This window comes from Colwellia sp. SU-HH01172 (genome assembly GCF_057553355.1).
This window is the reverse complement of record NZ_BAAJMB010000001.1, coordinates 347,943-367,869: the sequence shown is the minus strand read 5'-3', so window position 1 is coordinate 367,869 and position 19,927 is coordinate 347,943. Positions and strand designations below refer to the sequence as shown.

Here is a 19,927-nt window from a genome sequence, read left to right as displayed (position 1 = left end):
GCTACAATGCCATATCTAGTTATTGATTTTATCTACGAGCTTCCTTTGCCACATTGTATTATTGAGTATTCAAAAAAAATTACCGCGAATTTACCGGTAGAGCAGCTAATGCATGCTGTTTATAAAGGTGCGAATCAAAGTGAATTGTTTGCCGCGAGTGATATCAAAGTAAGAGCATGTGCATTTGATGACTTTTATCTTCCTGGCTCAGAACAAGTATTTGTTCATGTAAATTTGAAAATCCTTTCGGGGCGAGATTTGTCGCAACGTAAAAGCCTTAGTGCAAGTGTTAGTAACCAACTTGAACGCTTAGGTATTGAAGATGCAGCGATTACTGTCGAAGTGACTAATATTGAGAAAGAAAGCTACGCGAAGAAATTAACCTTAACGTCTTAGGGATTGAGTAGCCGTATTATTTTAATAAATTTTGGAAGAAAATTTTGAATATTTTTTATGATGAAAATATGCCATTTGCGGCAGAGTTTTTTCAGGATATTGGTGAGCTGACGGCATTTTCAGGCAGAACACTGACCGCAAACGATGTTGCTAATGCTGATGCGTTATTGGTTCGCTCTATCACTAAAGTAAATCAGGCATTACTTAATGATAATAAGCAACTTAGTTTTGTCGGCACTGCCACTATAGGTGTTGATCATATTGATCAAAATTACTTAAAACAGCGACAGGTTAGTTTTCATTCAGCACCCGGTTGTAATGCCGTTTCAGTTGCTGAGTATGTGTTAAGTTCAATGGTGATTTTAGCTGAACGTTATTTACTTAATTTAACAAGCATGACAGTAGGCATTGTCGGAGCGGGCAATACCGGCTCACGCTTGAGCGAGAAATTAACCGCACTAAATATTAAGCATGTATTGTGTGACCCATTATTGGCTGAAGATGATAATGATAAGCGAGAATTTGTGCCGCTTGAGCAAGCGCTTAGCTGCGATATTGTTTCGCTGCATGTGCCGTTAACTCGTGAAGGTCAACATTCAACTTATCACTTACTTGATGCAAAGCGTTTAGCCCAATTAAATGAAAATCAAATACTTATAAATGCCTGCCGCGGGGAAGTTATTGACAATCAGGCTCTGCTAGCAATGAAACAATCAGGGCATCAATTAAAATTGGTGTTAGATGTTTGGGAAGCAGAGCCAAATATTCTCTTGCCATTAATTGAGCATTGTGAAATTACCACGGCACACATTGCTGGTTATAGCTTAGAAGGAAAAGCTCGTGGTACAGAAATGCTGTATCGGGCATTATGTCAACAGTTAGATATTTTACCAAATAAACGCCTGGAAGACTTTTTACCGGCACCGTCGATTGAATATGTCGAAATAAAGCAAGCGTTTGACGAAATACTACTAAACCAGATGGTAAAAATGGTATACGATGTTCGCCGTGACGATGCTATTTTCCGTCAACAAATTAAAACTCAAGGATTTGACCATATTCGCAAAACCTACCCGACTCGCCGGGAGTTTTCGTCTGTTATGGTTGGCTTGAATAACGCGTTAAGCACAGATGCGCCACATCAGCTTGGCTTCAGTAAAAAACTTGCATAAAAAGAGAGAGGAACATGGCACAGAAATTTGATATTTGCGTACTGGGTGCAACAGGATTAGTTGGCAAAACCATTATTGAAATACTTGAACAACGCGATTTTCCTATTAATAAGCTCTATCCGCTAGCTAGTGCTCGTTCTGCCGGCGAGTTTATTGAATTCAATGGTGAAAATGTTGAAGTATTAGACGCTGATAATTTTGATTGGAGCCTTGCTCAAATAGGTTTCTTTTCTGCAGGCGGCGCAATATCAGCAAAATATGCGCCTATTGCCGGTGATGCAGGCTGTATTGTTATTGATAACACCTCAGAGTTTCGTTACGAAGCCGATATTCCATTAGTGGTGCCAGAAGTTAATCCTCATGCACTTGCTGAATATCGTAACCGTAATATTATCGCTAACCCGAACTGTTCTACCATTCAAATGATGATGGCGTTAAAGCCAATTTATGATGCAGTCGGTATTTCACGCGTTAATGTGAGCACTTATCAGTCTGTTTCTGGTGGTGGTAAAGCTGCCATGGATGAGTTAGCAAAACAAACTGCTGACCTGTTATGTGGTAAACCTGTGGAGTCTAAAAACTTCCCTCGCCAAATAGCATTTAATGTTATTCCGCAAATTGATGTATTTCTTGAAAATGGTTACACCAAAGAAGAAATGAAAATGGTGTGGGAAACTAAGAAAATATTGGGTGATGAAAACGTACTTGTTAACCCGACAGCTGTGCGTGTTCCGGTATTTTTTGGCCATGGTGAATCACTGCATATCGAAACTAATTCTCCTATTTCGGCAGAAGAAGTGAAAGAGTTGTTAAGCCAAGCGCCAGGATTAGTTGTTTGCCATAACGATGAAGACTTCCCGACACAAATTGGTGATGCCAGCGGTAAAGACGAAACTTTCGTTGGCCGTATTCGTGAAGATATAAGCCACAATAGTGGCATTAATATGTGGATCGTTGCTGACAATGTCCGTAAAGGTGCTGCAACAAACAGCATTCAAATTGCTGAATTATTAATTAAAGAACATCTTTCTGAGTACTAAGTTAGTTAAGTTACCGATTTACTAAAGAAAATTGAAAACCCGTCGTTATAGTAAGCGACGGGTTTTTTTATATTTGGCGTGATATATATCTTTAGTTAAATTAACGATAATATATCAAGCATACGATGATTTATTATCGAAAATAAATTACACAACGGACATTAACTCTAAGTTCTAAAAGCATTTATTCATAATTGGAATAATCTTTGCTTTAAAATCTCCTGACTTGGAGCCGCCAATCTATTGGCGAAACATTATTATAAATAGGAAATCTTGATGCAAAGATTGTTACGTCTGTGCCTATGGCAGGCACTTATTATTAGCATTAGCTGTTTTAGCTTGCCTATTTCCGCTGAGGAAGGCGGTATCAGAATTCGCGGCCCTAAAGCAACAGACGCCTTTCCCTATGACCGCTACGGCCCCATTATTGCAAAAGATACTTTGTGGAATATAGCCCTTAAAGTTCGTCCAGATCCTCGATTGTCAGTTTATCAAGTAATGCAAGCGTTATATGAAAGTAACCCAGAGGCATTTAAAGACAATAACTTGAACCATATGATCAATGGTCAGTATCTAAAGATCCCACCTATTGAGGTGATGCGGGCCATTGATACGGCTAATGCTCAGCAAAAGTCGCGTAGTGATGATAAAGCTTGGCAGAAAAAAGTGGTTAAAGTTGTGGCTAAAAAAGCTCAGCCACCAGAAGAAATGTCGGTGAAGAAAAAAGATTTAGAAGCGGCTAAATCAGAGATCAATGTTCAGTTAAAAGCCATTGACACCACTCAGCAAGAAAGATTGACCACTATTCAAAATGATGTTTTAGACTCTATAGATGGCTTACAAAGTTTATTAAAAGAGAATGAAGCGCTACGCCAACGCCTTTCTAGCTTTAACGACCAACTGGGCGTAATGCAAAATGAAGTGGCGAAAGGCAAAGAAATAAAAATGCAGATGGACGATATGATCGCGCTGCAACAAGAGCTATTGGCAAAAGCGGAAGCTAGAGAACAAGCACTTTTGTTAGAAAAGCAAAAAGCCGAGTTAGAAGAAAGCGGTTTTATGTCAAGCACTTGGTTTATTGTGCTGATGGCGACATTACCGGCAATTTTAGTATTAACCTTGCTAGCTGCTATTTTAAGACGTAAATCGAGCAAAGAAACTCCGATTAAAGATACCCCAGTGACGAAGAAAGACGCAGCTGAGGCGGCGCCAAAACAAACAGAACAAGTTGAAGAGCCTGATGCCTTAGATAGTGAACTTTCGCTTGATGATGAATTATCACTTGATGGTGAGCTTTCACTTGATGATGAGTTATCTATTGACCTGTCAGAAACTGATGAAGAACACGATGATCTATTTTCGGATGATTTAGATTCATTAGATGATGAGTTACTTGATGATGATGTTATTCAATTAGATGATGATTTAGACGAGCTTGATGATTTGGAAGATATCTCATTAGACGATGATATTGAAACCATTTCATTGGATGGTGATGACATTGATGAAATCGTTGAAGATGAACCGTTAGAAGGCGGGGAATTAGCGCAAGGAGACTTAGATTCATTACTTGAAGGTCTTGATACCGAGGAAGCTGATAGCGACGTTGTTGATGAATTAGTTGGCGGTGTGGTTGAGCAGGGAGCTTTAGACAGCTTATTGAGTGAAGATGAGCTTGAAGAAGAGATAGTAGAAGAAAATGCCGTTGTTAACGATCCTGATGATATAGATGCATTATTAGAAGCGGCTAATGAAGAGGTTGTTAGCGAAGATGCCAACACTGAGCTTTCAGATCCTGATGACATTGACGCCTTGTTGGATACTATTGAATCTGATTCGCCAGCATTAGAAGAAATTGCAACAATTAATGAACAAGCCGCAGATGAAAACATAGCCCAAGATATTTCTGATCCTGATGATATTGATGCGTTGTTGGATGCCGTTGGCGCTGATACGGCGGAAGCTGAAGCGCCAGCAGAAGATATGAGCCAAGAAGTATCTGACCCTGGCGATATTGATGCCTTACTAGATGCGATAGGTACTGATACGGCGGAAGCTGAAGCGCCAGCAGAGGATATGAGTCAAGAAGTTTCAGACCCTGACGATGTTGATGCATTATTGGATGCGATAGGTACTGATACGCCAGAAGCCCAAGCGCCAGCAGAAGATATGAGTCAAGAAGTTTCAGATCCTGATGATATTGATGCCTTACTGGATGCGATAGGTACTGATACGCCGGAAGCTGAAGCACCAGCAGAAGATATGAGCCAAGAAGTATCTGACCCCGATGATATTGATGCCTTACTGGATGCGATTGGCACTGATACGCCAGAAGCCCAAGCGCCAGCAGAAGATATGAGCCAAGAAGTATCTGACCCTGACGATATTGATGCCTTACTGGATGCAATAGGTACTGATACACCAGAAGCCCAAGCGTCAGCAGAAGATATGAGCCAAGAAGTTTCAGATCCTGACGATATTGATGCCTTACTGGATGCGATTGGCACTGATACACCAGAAGCTAAAGCGCCAGCAGAAGATATGAACCAAGAGGTATCGGATCCTGACGATATTGATGCCTTACTGGATGCGATAGGTACTGATACGCCAGATGCCCAAGCGCCAACAGAAGATATGAGCGAGGAAATTTCAGACCCTGATGATATTGACGCATTATTAAATGCAATGGCTGGTGACGAACATCAGCCCGCCGCGGTAAATGACAACGTCGTTGACAGCAGTGATTCAAAAGAGAAGTCTTCTAGTTCAGCAACCGATGTTGAAGCTGCAACCAATGAAAATATTGAGCTTATTAATAATTTTTCAGATGAATATGTTCAATCATTTTTAGATAGCGATTTTAGCGAGCTACTTGCTGAGTCGGTAAGTGAAGAATCCGCTGAGCCAGCTGTTGAAGAGAATTTGGCTAAAGAAATGACCTTGCCAGGCTCTAGCCCAGAAGATAGCGTTGAAATTGAACCTGACAATAACACCGATGACATTTCTGATGATTTTGATATTGACGCTTTAATTGATGAAGTAAATCAACCTGAGTCGGCAAAAGATGACATTCAGTTAGATATTGGTGATGAACTCCTTGATACTGAATTGTCAGATGACAGTACATCCGTTGAAAGCACATCGTTTATTGATGATGACACGTTGCAAGACTTGTCAGCTGATTTTGATGAATCAACTTTAACGCAACTGCTCAATGATGAGAAAGATGCTGATGCCATGGTTGAGCTATCGCCAGACTTTACCGATAGCAATGTTTTAGCTGATTTATTAGCTGACGATGATGGCACAACTAGAGTAGTAGAAGATAATAATAATGCTGCTGAAGTTGACGATATTAAAGAGTTGGACAACTTAGATTTTGATGATCTATTAGCCAATATTGAAGAAGAAGCCAGTTCGTCATCAACGGATGAATTTGAGTTAAGTGATAATTTTGATATCGGTGATGAGATTGAATTAAGCTCTGAAAATGACGTTGTCGAAGATGGCGACGCAGAAAATAACAGCGAAGACTTTATTTCGGTTGATTCCTTATTATCAGATAGTTTATTAGACGGTGCGCCTACAGAGCCTTATGAAAAAATGAATATCGATGTTGGGCTTGGTGAGTTTCCTGAGTTTGCCGGAAATATTACTGAAGAAGATATGGACGACGATGATAATGGTATGGCAGCTAAATTAGATTTAGCTAAAGTCTATATTGAAATCGGAGATACAGAAAATGCGGAAGTTATTTTGCAAGATGTGGTTAAACAAGGTGATGCCCAACAGCAGTTTGACGCTCAGCAATTGTTAGATAATTTATAACACATCTAAGTGCTTACCGAAAAAAGGCTGCAATTTGCAGCCTTTTTATGTTCAGGCCTTTCTCAAACATCCTGTCTTTCAAGGCATTAAGGCTTCCATACCTGTCAATAAAGGGTATTCATATGGCGTTTAGTTATTTATGCTTGCACGGCATTCAAGCGTCCTTGCTTGTCGATGTGAAAGAAGGTCGATATAGCTATGGATTAATGTCGGCGATATTACTTTTACATATTCTTAAATAGTGGCTTGGCAATAAAGCGTAAAATCATGGATAATGCGCAGCCTTAGCTGTGGAGAAGAAAATGCGTTACGCTTTAGGTATAGAATATGATGGTAGTAAATACCATGGTTGGCAAAGACAGAAAAATGCGGTCAGTGTACAAGAAAAATTAGAGCAAGCCCTATCCAAAATTGCCAATGAGCCGATTGAGGTGATTTGTGCGGGCCGAACTGATACTGGGGTCAATGCCACCAACCAAATTATTCATTTTGATACCGATAAAGTGCGCAAAGATGTCGCTTGGACACTTGGGGTAAATACCAACTTACCTCAAGATATCGCCGTTGCTTGGGTGAAAGAAGTTAATGAAGACTTTCACGCGAGATTTAGTGCAACGGCAAGACGTTACCGTTATATCATCAATAACAATCGTCTACGTTCGGCAATTTTAAGCTCTGGCATTAGCTTTTGTCACTACCCATTGAATGAAAACTTAATGCATCAGGCCGCTCAATATTTGGTTGGTCGTCACGACTTTACTTCATTTAGAACCGTGCATTGTCAATCGCATTCACCTATTCGTACCTTGTATCACTGCAATGTTTCTCGCCAAGGCGAATTTATTATCATTGATGTTAGAGGTAATGCATTTCTACATCATATGGTACGAAATATTGCTGGAAGTTTAATGAGGATTGGCCAGGAACTAGAGTCGGTAAGTTGGCTTAAAGAAGTGCTAGAAGCAAAAAATCGCTGCGTGGCGGGTATGACGGCACCATCTGCAGGTTTATACTTTGTTGATGTTGATTATCCTGAGGAGTTTGGTATTCCAAAGCGTAGCCCCGGACCGTTGTTTTTACTATAATCCGTTAAAATTAAGAAAACAGACCAGTTTTTCCTATAATTGTGTAGGTAATCTGTGGTTTAATTCATCGTTATATTTGTAATTAGCAAAATTTTTATATTTAGTGGTTGTATTTTAAACAATTATTAAATTTTTCGTGCATAGGCAAAAGAAATATTATGAGCTGGATAGAAAAAATTCTCCCAAAAGCAAAGTCGACACAGAAAAAGAACATCCCAGAAGGTGTTTGGAGTAAGTGTACTAGCTGTAACGCGGTTCTATATAAAGTTGAGTTAGATCGACAAATGTCGGTTTGTCCTAAATGTGATCATCATATGCGTATTTCTGCGCGTAAACGTATTGATGGCTTCCTTGACCAAGGTGAACGTCTTGAACTTGGTGAAGAGTTTGAAGCGCAAGATATTCTTAAGTTTAAAGATTCTAAGCGTTATAAAGACAGAATTTCAGCAGCACAAAAAAATACCGGTGAAAAAGACGCCTTAGTCGTGATGAAAGGTGAATTACACGGGATGCCAGTTGTTGCAGCAGCATTTGAGTTCTCATTTTTAGGTGGCTCAATGGCTTCAGTTGTAGGAGCACGCTTCGTTAAAGGTGTTGAATATTGTTTAGAACACGACTTACCCTTTGTTTGTTTCTCAGCAAGTGGTGGCGCACGAATGCAAGAAGCGCTTTTCTCATTAATGCAAATGGCAAAAACCAGTGCTGCGCTCGCTAAAATGAGTGAAAAAGGTTTACCTTATGTTTCGGTATTAACCGATCCTACTATGGGCGGTGTATCGGCAAGTTTAGCTATGCTAGGTGACATTAATGTGGCTGAGCCGAAAGCGTTAATTGGTTTTGCTGGCCCGCGCGTTATTGAGCAAACGGTACGTGAAAAATTACCTGAAGGCTTCCAACGCAGTGAATTCTTAAAAGAAAAGGGCGCTATCGACTTGATTGTTGATCGTCGCGAAATGCGTAGTACTTTGGCACGTATGCTTGCCAAATTTATGGGACAAGATAGCCCAGCTGCATAACGGTAAATTCATGTCAAAAATTACTCAAAGCCATTCAGTGAAGAAAAGCCTCACTGAGTGGCTTTCTTATTTAGAAAATATTCATAGTGTCGAGATCGACTTAGGTTTACAGCGCATAGCAAAAGTTGCCGAACGCTTAAATATTTCATTTCCAAATTCTAAAGTTGTCACTGTTGCTGGCACTAATGGCAAAGGTACAACTTGTGCATTTTTAGAAAATGCATTGCTCGGACAAAATAAAACTTGTGCAGTGTATTCATCTCCTCATATTGCGCGCTTTAATGAACGATTACGTGTTAATCGCAGTGATATTGATGATAATGCTTTGGTGACGGCATTTGAGCGAATAGAGCATGCTAGAGCTGATATCTCGCTAACATATTATGAATATACTACCTTAGCGGCCTTTTTGATTTTGATGAATAAAGCACCGGATGTGATTATTCTTGAGGTTGGTTTAGGCGGCCGGTTAGATGCGACTAATATTATTAGTGCTGACATAGCGGTAATAACGACGATTGATTTAGACCATCAAGCATTTTTGGGTGACACGCGCGAAGCGATAGGATTCGAAAAAGCAGGGATTATGAGGTTGAATGCGCCAGTTGTCATTGGTGATACTGATCCGCCACAATCTTTAGCTGCATATGCAAGTAATATCGGTGCAATACCTTATTTTCGTCAACAAAGCTTTACTGTTGAAGAAAGTGAGAATGATTCATGGTGCTGGCGCTATAGTGAAACTGAGTTTTCTGAACTTGGCAATTGTTATATCCCTCAAGACAATGTTGCCACGGCACTTATGGTATTAGCGCTGCTAACAAAACCACTATCACTGCAGCTTAGCGGTAATTTTATTAATCAGGTGATTAACCAAACTAAAGTTCCTGGACGCCTTGAAAAATTTCATGATAATTGTGACATTATTCTCGATGTTGGCCACAACCCGCAAGCTGCGCGCTATTTAGCGCAACAATTACAGAAAATGAAATATAATAATGTTTCGGCGGTGATAGGCATGTTGTCTGATAAAGATATTGAAAATACCTTAGCGCCGCTCATTACTTCAGTCGATCATTGGTATATTGGCACTCTAGATGTTCCAAGAGGCTGCCAGGCAAAAAAATTAGCAGAATATATACAATTAGACACTGCTAAGATGAATTGCTTTGACAATGTCTCTCAGGCATTTAAAATGGCAAAACAAAATGCAAAAGCAACTGATCTTGTTCTGGTTTTCGGCTCTTTTTATACGGTTGCTGAAATAAGACATTTATTAGTTTAGTAAAACTTGGAGTTTAGTTTGTCGACACCGTTTCAAAATCGTTTAGTGGGCACCATTATTGTTGCCGCTGTTGCTATTATCTTTCTACCCGATGTGCTTGATGGCGACAAAAAAACCTATCAAGACAACTTTGAAACCATACCTCCGGTTCCTGAAGTAGACTTTCCGGCCGCAAATAAAGAGTTTCCAAAAGATAGGCTAGCCAACTTACCAAAAGAAAATATTTCATCAGAAATTGCCGTTGATGAGTCGAGCAGTATTGACCCGTCGCAGCTATTAAAAGATAACGGGGTCGCAGTAAACACCTTAGCAAAAGATACTAATTTTTCTGCCACTAAAAGTGACACCACTAAACCACAAAAAGAAATTAAAAAGCCGCCAAGTAAAGCGATTGTAAAGCAAGCATGGGCAATACAATTAGGTAGTTTTCGACATCAAAATAATGTTGACGATTTAGTCAACAAGCTAACTAAAAATGGCTACACAGTATTTACAAAACCGATCAAAACAAAAAATGGTAAGTTGACCAAAGTTTTTGTTGGCCCTGAGTTGATAAAATCATCATTGGATAAAAAGCTCCCAGCACTTAAAAAGTTGACAAATGTGCAAGGAAAAGTTGCCCGTTTTTATCCAACTAAATAGCAAAATTATTAGCAAACTCTATTGGCCTTCTGATAGAATGCGCGCCTCTAATCAATGAGAACATTCGATTTATGGTTTGGATAGATTATGCCATTTTGGCTGTTATTGGCATTTCAGCTTTAATTAGCTTAGTGCGAGGTTTCGTTAAGGAGGCTGTTTCCTTAATTGTTTGGATCAGTGCTTTTTTCGTCGCTAGTAGCTTTTATGTTAATTTGTCGACACTCCTGACTAATATTTCCGATCAACTTTTACGCAACGCCGCCTCTATTGCCATTTTATTTATCACCACCTTAATTTTAGGTGCGCTAGTAAACTATATTATTGGTCAGCTCGTCAGTCGAACGGGCTTGTCAGGTACAGATAGAGTGTTAGGTATTGTTTTTGGTGCACTGCGAGGTGTACTAATTTCTTCCGCGGTATTATTTTTTATGGATGCCTTTACCCCTGCTTCTTCCAGCGCATGGTGGCAAAGTTCTCAATTGATTCCAGAATTTACATTAATAGTTGAATGGTTTTTTGAGTATCTCAAACAATCATCAAGTTTTTTAACTTAAACTTAGTTCGTCGGAGAGTAAGTTCATGTGTGGTATTGTAGGTATTGTTGGTAAATCACCTGTTGGTCAAGAGTTGTATGATGGATTAACGGTGTTACAACATCGTGGCCAAGATGCAGCTGGTATTGTGACTATTCACGATAATACGTTTAGATTGCGTAAAGGTAATGGTTTGGTGAAAGACGTATTTCATACGCGCCATATGTTACGTTTACAAGGCAATATTGGCATCGGCCATATTCGCTACCCAACAGCAGGAACGTCGAGTTCTTCAGAGGCACAACCATTTTATGCAAACTCGCCATTTGGTATCGCCTTAGCCCACAACGGAAATTTAACCAATGCGGAAGAGTTAAAGTTATGGTTAAACACTGAAGCGCGCCGCCACGTTAATACCACCTCAGATTCAGAGCTACTGCTTAATATTTTAGGTCATGAGTTACAAAACTCAGATCAGCTTGCCCTTGATCCTAGTGATATCTTTACCGCAGTGAGCAATGTTCATAAACGTGTTCGAGGTGCTTATGCTACCGTAGCCTTAATTATTGGTTATGGTATGGTGGCATTTCGTGACCCTAACGGTATTCGTCCACTAGTGTTTGGTAAGCGTGAAACCGAAGCTGGCGTTGAATATATGGTAGCTTCAGAATCAGTGGCACTCGATGCCAATGAATTTGAATTTGTTCGTGATGTTGCTCCAGGTGAAGCGATTTTCTTTTCTGAATCTGGTCAAATCCATAGCCAGCAGTGTGCTGAAAACCCGACTTTCCACCCTTGCATTTTTGAATACGTTTATTTTGCCCGCCCAGATTCAACAATCGATAAAATCTCGGTTTATGGTTCACGTGTTGAAATGGGGAAAAAGCTCGGCGATAAAATTGCAAAAGATTGGGAAGATATAGATATCGACGTGGTTATTCCAATCCCTGAAACTTCATGTGATACCGCCCTTGAAATTGCTCGTCACTTAGATATTCCTTACCGTCAGGGGTTTGTTAAAAATCGCTACATTGGCCGCACATTTATTATGCCAGGCCAAGAACAACGTAAAAAGTCTGTGCGTCGCAAGTTAAATGCGATTGCTGCGGAATTTGTTGGTAAAAATGTTTTACTTGTTGATGACTCTATTGTACGTGGCACAACGTCAGGACAAATTATCGAAATGGCTCGTGCTGCTGGTGCGAAGAAAGTTTACTTTGCTTCTGCTGCACCAGAAATACGCTTCCCAAATGTTTATGGTATTGATATGCCAAGTGCTAATGAGTTAATAGCTCATGGACGTGAACTTGACGATATTTGTCAGTTAATTGGTGCGGATAAGCTAATTTACCAAACTTTGGACGATTTAGTCGCTGCAGTTTCAACGGCAAATCCCGATATTACTGAATTTGAGACCTCAGTGTTTAATGGCGAATATGTAACGCAAGATATCGACCAAAGTTACTTAGAGCGACTTGATGCACTGCGTAATAATGCAACCAAAGATATGTCGGATAAGAATGCAGATTCAATTCTAGATATGCATAACGAAGGTGCTGAATAGTTAGCTGATTTGTATAATGCCCATCCACAAAAAAGCCCGCTATAAAGCGGGCTTTTTTGTTCTAGATAAACGAAATGACGTTTCACATGGCCGTTCATAGCCATCAATGTCTTCACGGCATTAAAGCATCCTTGCTTGTCGATACAAAATAGCGTCGATTTTTCGCTGTCATTAATAAATATTACCTAGCTAACGTACTCAACGCCTAAGCCCATATTAAAGACAATGGCACTAGCAGCCATAAGTGCAACTATGAGTACCAAGCCACAAGTGACCACTGAGCTTGAGTAAATAAAGCCTTTTTCTTCTGGAATATTCATCATAATTGGTACACCAGAATATAATAGATAGACCGAATAGCTTAGCGCGGCTAAACCAGCTAGTACAACAAACCAAAGTACTGGAAATAATGCTGTTAAGCCTACCATTAATAACGGTGTCGCGGCATATGCGGCTAATTCTAATGACTGAGTAAAGTCGGGTGTTGAATCAAATGTTTTTGCCATCCATTGAATAAGTGCCGCTAAAGCAAATACACCGAAAATTAAGCCTGCATACATAGCAATAGACATAAACAGTGCGTTAGATTCTGTCAGTTTAATTGGATCGCCAGCACCAATGGTCCAACCGATATGCGCTGCGGCATAATAACCACAAATAGCTGGAATTAATGCAATTGTTAAAATATGCACCATTGAATACATTAAACTCTCGTGACGCTTTTCGATGGTTTGCCATTCTTTTTTAGGTGCAGTATAAAGCCCCCAGATATGATTTAAGATCATGTTATATACCTCTCTCTGTCCCCAAAAGTAATGCAGATATAAGTAAAATTCTGCGACCTTGCGTTTATTCAGCATTTTCTAATTTTTATTGCTGATATTATAGTTATGTAAGATGGCGAGGGATTCGTCAAGAGTTGTTTGATATTTCGGCGTAAATAGTTTTTTTTTAGCCATCTATCAGTCTGATACGGCAAAAATTCTAATAAAATGTGATCAACATACTTTTATACGAACGATTTTCATGATCTCAATTTCAAAACCTGCAACGGTTTCATTAGCAGGGTAATAGGTAATATTGACTTGCTGTTTTTGTAATGACTTATATAGCTTTTTACGTCGATATTTGAATGGCACATCAACACCTTCTATCATGATGGTGTTAAGAAACCATTCGTCATCTTCACGTTGAACATGAGAAACAACGGTTTGCTGCTCACTATGAGTGAGTTCGTGGTGTTTATCTGTTAAGGTTTTAGCGTCAGCTTTTTTGCTCATAGTTTTTAATCTTAATATCCAACAGTGCATATGAAGTTGCATTACTAGACTTGTCATCATAGCAAATTGTGAAGTTTTATTTTGGCTAATTGTTTTTTAATTGCAAATAATCAAAGCCGCTAAAATTGAGTATGATAAAATTATTGTTAAGATATAATTTAAAACAAAGAATCTGATTGCATGTCGTTCGAAAATCTATTATCACCAATTAAGTCATTCCTAAAGTGTGAAACCCCTCAAGCATGGATTGACGAAGCAAAGAAAAAAGAAAATCTGGATATTATTCTTATCGACCATCTTATTTGTGAGTTAAAAGCAGCGCAATCAGCAATGTTTTTGATCCGAAAATATGCGGTAGATAAAGCCAGTGGTGATGCCTTGCTCGAATGGTTGAGACCATTTGAAACCCTAATTTATAAGCGTGAGGGCGATTGGCGCACATTAGCGACAAAAAATAAATTAACTAAATCAGTTATTCCAAAAGCAGACTCTCCCTATGGCCAAAGTTTGATTGATAAAATGGTGTTATTGATCAAAGAAGAGCTGCATCACTTTTACCAAGTATTGGAAATTATGGATGAATACGGTATTGAGTATCGCAGTATCACGCCATGTCGTTATGCTAAAGGCCTGCTTAGGCATGTGAAAACTTTTGAACCTGACGCATTAATCGATAAATTAATTATCGGCGCCTACATTGAAGCCCGTTCATGTGAGCGTTTTGCTGTGTTAGCCCCGCATGTTGATAAACGTTTAGGGGATTTTTATATTTCCTTATTGCGCTCTGAAGCGCGTCACTATCAAGACTACTTAACATTAGCGAAAGAAATTGCGGGCCCAGAACATTACGATAAAGTTGATGGCCGTATTGCCTATTTCGCAGAACTTGAAGCAAGTTTAATAACAAGCCCAGATAACGATTTTAAATTTCACAGTGGTGTTCCGACAAAGTTGGCTTAAGCAATTTTGATAACCGCTATGCGTTATTGAGCAATATTAGGTAACAAATTATTAATAGCTTTGCATAATGTTGTTAATTTATTTCCTAAAGCGATAGTATGCTTGTACGCGCTGCAAGGTACTATGCTGCCATGCGCTACCGATTAATATAATAATAAGGAAAATATAATGCGCTCTATGATTGCATTGGTTGGAGCTGTGGCGTGTCTATCTGCCTGCCAACCTAATAGTTCAACGCCCACTTCGACTACTGAGCCAACAGCGGCTCAAGCATCAGCAACGAAAACGGTTCAAGAAAATAATTTGAGTGAAACTGAACGTTTAAATGAATGGTTTGCCGCTAAGTACGAAGAGCAATTGCAAAGTAGTCCAATCATGTTGACGTTTTTGGGTCGCAAGGAAAAATATGACCAAATAAACGATATGACAGAAGCGTTTGAGAAAAAACAGCTGGCGTGGCAAGCGCAAACCGTTGAAGATTTGAAGTCAAATTTTGATTACAACAAGTTAAGCTCGGAAGCGAAAATTTCTTATGACATTTGGCTTTATCAATATGAACAAGCTAAAGCCGGAGAAAAATTTAATAAGAATGGTTATATCTTCACGCAGTTTAACGGCATTCAAGCCTTTGCAGCACAATTTTTAATTAACTTTCATCGAGTTGATGAGTTAAGTGATATGCAGGCTTACATCAAGCGTATAGGTGGCATTAGTACTGCAATTGACCAGTTATTGGTAAGAGCAAAAGAAAATGCTGCCGCTGGCACCCGTCCTCCAAGATTTGCCTATGAAGGTGTGATTGAACAATCAGGCAATCTTATTGCTGGCATACCTTTTTCAGATGCAGAAGGCGCCACTGATTCGCCACTTTGGATGGATGTACAACGAAAAATTAAAGGGTTAGTTGATGCTGAAAAAATTACGGCAGAACAAGCTGAAACCTTAAAGTCAGAGGCAAAAGCTCAGTTAATGAAAGCTTTCTTGCCGAGTTATCAAGCGTTAATTTCTTGGTTTGAAAGTGATATAGAAAATACTGTTAGCAACCCAACAGGGGTTTCTACACAAAAAAATGGTCAGGCGTTTTATGATCATATGATTGGTGTTTCAACCACCACAGAACTACCTGCCGCAGAAATTCATGATATCGGTGTTAAAGAGGTTGCTCGTATTACTAATGAAATGATTGCCATTAAAGACCGCGTTGGTTTTGAAGGTGATTTACAGGCATTTTTTAATTTTATTAAAACCGACGAACAATTTTTCTATCCTAATACCGATGAAGGGCGTCAAGGTTATATCACAGATACTGAAGCCTACTTAGCTGTGATCAACGAACAATTACCTGAGTATTTCGGCATTTTACCTAAAGCTGATTTGGTGGTTAAGCGTGTTGAAGCATTTAGAGAACAAGACGGCGCCGCTCAGCACTATAATCCAGGTACGCCAGATGGCAGTCGTCCAGGTGTTTATTACGCGCACTTATCTGATATGTCTTCAATGCCAAAAAATGAAATGGAAGGCGTTGCCTATCATGAAGGTAGCCCGGGCCATCATATGCAAATCTCTATTGCGCAAGAGCTAACATCAGTACCACAATTTAGAACGCAAGCAAACTTTACTGCCTATAGTGAAGGTTGGGGTTTATATGCTGAGCTACTAGCAAAAGAAATGGGGGCATATAAAAATGATTTTTCTGATTTTGGTCGCTTAGTCAATGAAATGTGGCGTGCGGTGCGTTTAGTGGTAGATACCGGCCTTCATAGCCAAGGTTGGACCGAAGAGCAAGCCGTTGCTTACTTTAAAGAAAAAACACCAATTGCTGAAGAGGCTATTATCTCTGAAGTTCGTCGTTACTTGGTATTACCGGGTCAAGCGACAGCTTACAAAATTGGTATGTTAAAAATTATTGAACTGAGAGAAAATGCTAAGCAGGCATTAGGTGACCGATTCGATATTCGAGGCTTTCACGATACCGTATTAGGTGGCGGCGCTATGCCATTGGCTATTCTTGAACGACGTGTAAATGACTGGGTAGCGAGCCAAATGGCTAAGTAACAAGTAATTTACGCTATCTTGTATATGAAAATGCCTAAACGAGAGTTTAGGCATTTTTTATATTCGGCCTCTTTCAGGCATTCTGGCTTTCAAGGTGTTAGTGCATCTCGGTAATTACTGCTGCATTACCCTAGTAACTACTATTCATGTTGGAACATGCATGTCGGCGAATAGTCAGTTTTTGTTTATTGCAATGGGCGATTCAACAATTCCATTGAATCGGGTGTCACTTTCAACCATGCCCCTTGTTCGTACCAGTCACCGAGTACTATGCGCTGTGCAGCTTGGTTATTTGCCGAAACATGGTGCACGTATGGGCGGTGGGTATGACCATGGATCAGTATTTGACTCTGATATTGCTCTAAACAAAGAGTAACTTCAGACTCAGTGACATCCATAATTTCTTGTGACTTCATTGCGGTTGCTGACGCGCTTTTACTGCGATAGTTACTGGCAATTTTTCGTCGTACAAACAAGGGCAAACTTTTAATGATAGCTTGCCACCACCAACTGCGAGACTTTTTACGAAATGCTTGATAACCAAGATCACGAGTACATAATGTATCACCATGCATGATCACTACAGGTTTACCGTATAAGTCAATTAAAGTGATTTCAGGTAAAAGCAGCATACCGCTTTGCTTAGCGAAACGTTTGCCAAGCAGAAAATCACGGTTGCCATGAATAAAGTAAACTTTACAGCCAAGCTCAGAAAGGGCTTTTATCGCTTGAGATATTTCTAAGATGAACGAACTGTCGTCGTCATCACCGACCCAATATTCGAAGAGGTCGCCTAAAATATATAAAGCCTGAGCTTTCGGGGCATCGTTTTGTAAAAATGACAAAAAACAGGCCGTAATGTCAGGCCTGTTTTGTGCGAGGTGTAAATCAGCAATAAAGTAAGTTAATGCCGAGCCCACCTGTGACGCAGAGATTTCGCTCATAGAATTTACGTGAGTAATTAAAAATTACGCGACGATTGTTTCTTCAATTAAAATTTCTTCTTTTGGCACGTCGTCATGGAAGCCCATACGGCCCGTGTCAACTAAAGTCATTTTATCGACAATGTCCATGCCTTCAACAACTTTAGCAAACACACAGTAGCCCCAACCGTGCATGTCTTCACTCTTAAAGTTAAGGAAGTCGTTATCAACTAGGTTGATGAAAAACTGTGCTGATGCTGAATGTGGGTCTTGCGTACGTGCCATGGCTAATGTGCCACGTGCGTTGCTTAAACCATTGTTAGCTTCGTTTTGAATGCTAGCGCGGGTGTCTTTTTCGCCCATACCTGAAGCAAAACCGCCACCTTGTGCCATAAAACCTTTAATTACACGGTGAAAAATAGTGCCATTGTAGAAACCATCTTCTGCGTACTGTTGAAAGTTTTTTGCTGTAATAGGAGCGTTATCAAAATCTAATTCAATTTTAATATCGCCTAATGTTGTTTTAAATGTGATCATTTGTCGGTTCTCATAAAGATAAAATAAATTAATTGCGCGAATTGTAACTTAATCATTGAAATATTTCTCGGCAAAATTTAGCGCTTTATATTCAGTAAAGTGAGCCAAGCTAATGATTCATCGCAATACTTGCGGTACAATTGCGCAAACTTTGCTGATCGCAAGGTTTAAATTTTATTACGCATTCATATTAGATAGGAAAAAATTGCCGTTATGTTACAGATTTATAATACCTTAAGCCGGAAAAAAGAAGTTTTTAAACCAATCACTTCCAACAAGGTAGGTTTGTACGTTTGCGGTATTACTATTTATGATCGTTGCCATATTGGCCATGCAAGAACCTATGTCGCGTTCGATATTATTGCTCGATACTTTAAGTACTTAGGTTATGATTTAATGCATGTTAGAAATATTACCGATGTTGATGACAAAATTATCAAGCGCGCCAATGAAAATGGTGAAAGTTGTGAAGCGTTAACGTTACGTATGACCGAGCAAATGTATCAAGACTTTGATGACCTAAACATTATGCGTCCTGATATTGCGCCGACAGTGACTGGTCATATGGATGAAATTATTGCTTTGGTAGAGCGTCTTATTGAGCGCAACCATGCTTACGTTGCTACTAACGGTGATGTCATGTTTGATGTCAGTAGTTATAAAAATTATGGCCAATTAAGTTTGCAGAATTTAGATATGCTACAAGCGGGTTCCCGTGTTGATGTTGATGAAGCCAAACGTAGTCCATTAGACTTTGTGTTATGGAAAATGGCTAAGCCAGATGAGCCTAGCTGGGATTCACCATGGGGCAAAGGTCGCCCAGGTTGGCATATAGAATGTTCTGCGATGAACAGCAAACATTTAGGTGAACACTTTGATATTCATGGTGGTGGCTCAGATTTACAATTCCCACATCATGAGAATGAGATTGCACAATCCTGTTGTGCCTATGATACGCCATATGTAAATTACTGGATGCATGGCGGCATGGTACAAGTGAATAAAGAAAAAATGTCAAAGTCGCTCAATAACTTTTTTACTTTGCGTAGTGTGCTTGACGAGTACGATGCTGAATCTGTGCGTTTCTTTTTGACTTCAAGTCATTACCGCAGCCAGTTAAATTATTCACAAGATAATTTGACGCAAGCGCGTGCAAGCCTTGAGCGAATTTACACGGCATTACGTGATGTAACGCCAATTGAAGTTGCTTTAGCAGGTAATGAATATGTTCAACGCTTTGAAAAAGCCATGAATGATGACTTCAATTGCCCGGAAGCTATGCCAGTATTATTTGAACTGGCAAAAGAAATTAACCGCATCAAAGCGACTGATATTGAAGAAGCAGGGAAGTTAGCCTTTGTCTTAGTCTCACTTGGTGAAGTTTTAGGTATTGCACAAAATTCACCGGAAGACTTTTTACAAGGCGGCAGTGCGGATACAGACGAAGCTGCAGAAATTGAAGCGCTAATTGTGCAGCGCAATGAAGCGCGCGCAAATAAAGATTGGGCAATGGCAGATGATGCTCGTGATAAGCTAGCGGCTATGAATGTAATTCTAGAAGACAGTGCCGGTAAAACGACTTGGCGAAAAGCGTAAGTTTTCGACTGTTAG

General features: G+C 39.7%; 17 protein-coding genes. 13 read left to right on the top strand and 4 right to left on the bottom strand.

What is annotated here, in order from left to right; translation table 11 throughout:
* Positions 1 to 6 precede the first annotated feature (6 nt).
* From AC27JP_RS01655 to purF, 10 genes are all read left to right on the top strand, one after another.
* Positions 7 to 396: a 5-carboxymethyl-2-hydroxymuconate Delta-isomerase gene (locus AC27JP_RS01655; protein ID WP_487079469.1), complete on the top strand. Its 390-nt coding sequence runs from the start codon at positions 7 to 9 to the stop codon at positions 394 to 396.
* A gap of 44 nt (positions 397 to 440) precedes the next feature.
* Positions 441 to 1,568 carry a 4-phosphoerythronate dehydrogenase gene (locus AC27JP_RS01650; protein ID WP_487111697.1) on the top strand — a complete coding sequence of 376 codons (1,128 nt, stop codon included), beginning with the start codon at positions 441 to 443 and terminating at the stop codon, positions 1,566 to 1,568.
* Positions 1,569 to 1,582: 14 nt separating this feature from the next.
* Positions 1,583 to 2,608: an aspartate-semialdehyde dehydrogenase gene (locus tag AC27JP_RS01645; RefSeq protein WP_487111696.1), complete on the top strand. Its 1,026-nt coding sequence runs from the start codon at positions 1,583 to 1,585 to the stop codon at positions 2,606 to 2,608.
* A 276-nt stretch (positions 2,609 to 2,884) separates the two neighbouring features.
* Complete coding sequence (locus AC27JP_RS01640) at positions 2,885 to 6,436, top strand: FimV/HubP family polar landmark protein (RefSeq protein WP_487111695.1); 3,552 nt, start codon at positions 2,885 to 2,887, stop codon at positions 6,434 to 6,436.
* 302 nt (positions 6,437 to 6,738) lie between these two features.
* Positions 6,739 to 7,521, top strand: coding sequence for a tRNA pseudouridine(38-40) synthase TruA (truA, locus tag AC27JP_RS01635; RefSeq protein ID WP_487111694.1), 783 nt, complete (start codon positions 6,739 to 6,741; stop codon positions 7,519 to 7,521).
* Between the two features lie 158 nt (positions 7,522 to 7,679).
* Positions 7,680 to 8,537, top strand: coding sequence for an acetyl-CoA carboxylase, carboxyltransferase subunit beta (accD, locus tag AC27JP_RS01630; RefSeq protein ID WP_487111693.1), 858 nt, complete (start codon positions 7,680 to 7,682; stop codon positions 8,535 to 8,537).
* Between the two features lie 10 nt (positions 8,538 to 8,547).
* Positions 8,548 to 9,822 carry a bifunctional tetrahydrofolate synthase/dihydrofolate synthase gene (gene folC, locus AC27JP_RS01625; RefSeq protein WP_487111692.1) on the top strand — a complete coding sequence of 425 codons (1,275 nt, stop codon included), beginning with the start codon at positions 8,548 to 8,550 and terminating at the stop codon, positions 9,820 to 9,822.
* A gap of 18 nt (positions 9,823 to 9,840) precedes the next feature.
* Entirely contained in the window at positions 9,841 to 10,464 is a 624-nt protein-coding gene (locus tag AC27JP_RS01620) for an SPOR domain-containing protein (protein ID WP_487111691.1), read from the top strand.
* Positions 10,465 to 10,535: 71 nt separating this feature from the next.
* Entirely contained in the window at positions 10,536 to 11,018 is a 483-nt protein-coding gene (locus tag AC27JP_RS01615; RefSeq protein WP_487111690.1) for a CvpA family protein, read from the top strand.
* A 25-nt stretch (positions 11,019 to 11,043) separates the two neighbouring features.
* The gene (purF, locus tag AC27JP_RS01610) at positions 11,044 to 12,561 is read left to right on the top strand and encodes an amidophosphoribosyltransferase (RefSeq protein ID WP_487111689.1); all 1,518 of its coding nucleotides are present in this window, start codon (positions 11,044 to 11,046) and stop codon (positions 12,559 to 12,561) included.
* Between the two features lie 185 nt (positions 12,562 to 12,746).
* Here the strand turns inward: purF and AC27JP_RS01605 are convergent, their stop codons facing one another.
* Together AC27JP_RS01605 and AC27JP_RS01600 are read right to left on the bottom strand one after the other, a co-directional pair.
* A complete protein-coding gene (locus tag AC27JP_RS01605; protein WP_487111688.1) occupies positions 12,747 to 13,346 on the bottom strand; it encodes a Yip1 family protein in 600 nt (199 codons plus the stop codon).
* A 213-nt stretch (positions 13,347 to 13,559) separates the two neighbouring features.
* A complete protein-coding gene (locus tag AC27JP_RS01600) occupies positions 13,560 to 13,841 on the bottom strand; it encodes a hypothetical protein (RefSeq protein WP_487111687.1) in 282 nt (93 codons plus the stop codon).
* A gap of 180 nt (positions 13,842 to 14,021) precedes the next feature.
* Between AC27JP_RS01600 and miaE the strand changes: the two genes are divergently transcribed.
* Together miaE and AC27JP_RS01590 are read left to right on the top strand one after the other, a co-directional pair.
* Positions 14,022 to 14,801 (top strand): tRNA isopentenyl-2-thiomethyl-A-37 hydroxylase MiaE, encoded by a 780-nt coding sequence (miaE, locus tag AC27JP_RS01595; protein ID WP_487111686.1) that lies wholly within the window; start codon positions 14,022 to 14,024, stop codon positions 14,799 to 14,801.
* Positions 14,802 to 14,969: 168 nt separating this feature from the next.
* Positions 14,970 to 16,856, top strand: coding sequence for a DUF885 domain-containing protein (locus tag AC27JP_RS01590; protein ID WP_487111685.1), 1,887 nt, complete (start codon positions 14,970 to 14,972; stop codon positions 16,854 to 16,856).
* A 185-nt stretch (positions 16,857 to 17,041) separates the two neighbouring features.
* On the opposite strand, the gene lpxH is transcribed toward AC27JP_RS01590, so the two are convergent.
* Positions 17,042 to 17,800, bottom strand: a complete 759-nt coding sequence (gene lpxH, locus AC27JP_RS01585) for a UDP-2,3-diacylglucosamine diphosphatase (protein ID WP_487111684.1) — start codon at positions 17,798 to 17,800, stop codon at positions 17,042 to 17,044.
* A gap of 24 nt (positions 17,801 to 17,824) precedes the next feature.
* Entirely contained in the window at positions 17,825 to 18,316 is a 492-nt protein-coding gene (locus AC27JP_RS01580) for a peptidylprolyl isomerase (protein WP_487111683.1), read from the bottom strand.
* A gap of 213 nt (positions 18,317 to 18,529) precedes the next feature.
* On the opposite strand from AC27JP_RS01580, the gene cysS reads away from it, so the two are divergent.
* A complete protein-coding gene (cysS, locus tag AC27JP_RS01575; RefSeq protein ID WP_487111682.1) occupies positions 18,530 to 19,912 on the top strand; it encodes a cysteine--tRNA ligase in 1,383 nt (460 codons plus the stop codon).
* Positions 19,913 to 19,927 lie beyond the last annotated feature (15 nt).

Coding starts and splice junctions, on each gene's coding strand:
- AC27JP_RS01615 (WP_487111690.1), top strand. CDS start 10,536: ATGGTTTGGATAGATTATGCCATTTTGGCTGTTATTGGCATTTCAGCT.
- folC (WP_487111692.1), top strand. CDS start 8,548: ATGTCAAAAATTACTCAAAGCCATTCAGTGAAGAAAAGCCTCACTGAG.
- cysS (WP_487111682.1), top strand. CDS start 18,530: ATGTTACAGATTTATAATACCTTAAGCCGGAAAAAAGAAGTTTTTAAA.
- AC27JP_RS01600 (WP_487111687.1), bottom strand. CDS start 13,841: ATGAGCAAAAAAGCTGACGCTAAAACCTTAACAGATAAACACCACGAA.
- purF (WP_487111689.1), top strand. CDS start 11,044: ATGTGTGGTATTGTAGGTATTGTTGGTAAATCACCTGTTGGTCAAGAG.
- lpxH (WP_487111684.1), bottom strand. CDS start 17,800: ATGAGCGAAATCTCTGCGTCACAGGTGGGCTCGGCATTAACTTACTTT.
- truA (WP_487111694.1), top strand. CDS start 6,739: ATGCGTTACGCTTTAGGTATAGAATATGATGGTAGTAAATACCATGGT.
- accD (WP_487111693.1), top strand. CDS start 7,680: ATGAGCTGGATAGAAAAAATTCTCCCAAAAGCAAAGTCGACACAGAAA.
- AC27JP_RS01645 (WP_487111696.1), top strand. CDS start 1,583: ATGGCACAGAAATTTGATATTTGCGTACTGGGTGCAACAGGATTAGTT.
- AC27JP_RS01640 (WP_487111695.1), top strand. CDS start 2,885: ATGCAAAGATTGTTACGTCTGTGCCTATGGCAGGCACTTATTATTAGC.
- miaE (WP_487111686.1), top strand. CDS start 14,022: ATGTCGTTCGAAAATCTATTATCACCAATTAAGTCATTCCTAAAGTGT.
- AC27JP_RS01580 (WP_487111683.1), bottom strand. CDS start 18,316: ATGATCACATTTAAAACAACATTAGGCGATATTAAAATTGAATTAGAT.
- AC27JP_RS01590 (WP_487111685.1), top strand. CDS start 14,970: ATGCGCTCTATGATTGCATTGGTTGGAGCTGTGGCGTGTCTATCTGCC.
- AC27JP_RS01605 (WP_487111688.1), bottom strand. CDS start 13,346: ATGATCTTAAATCATATCTGGGGGCTTTATACTGCACCTAAAAAAGAA.
- AC27JP_RS01655 (WP_487079469.1), top strand. CDS start 7: ATGCCATATCTAGTTATTGATTTTATCTACGAGCTTCCTTTGCCACAT.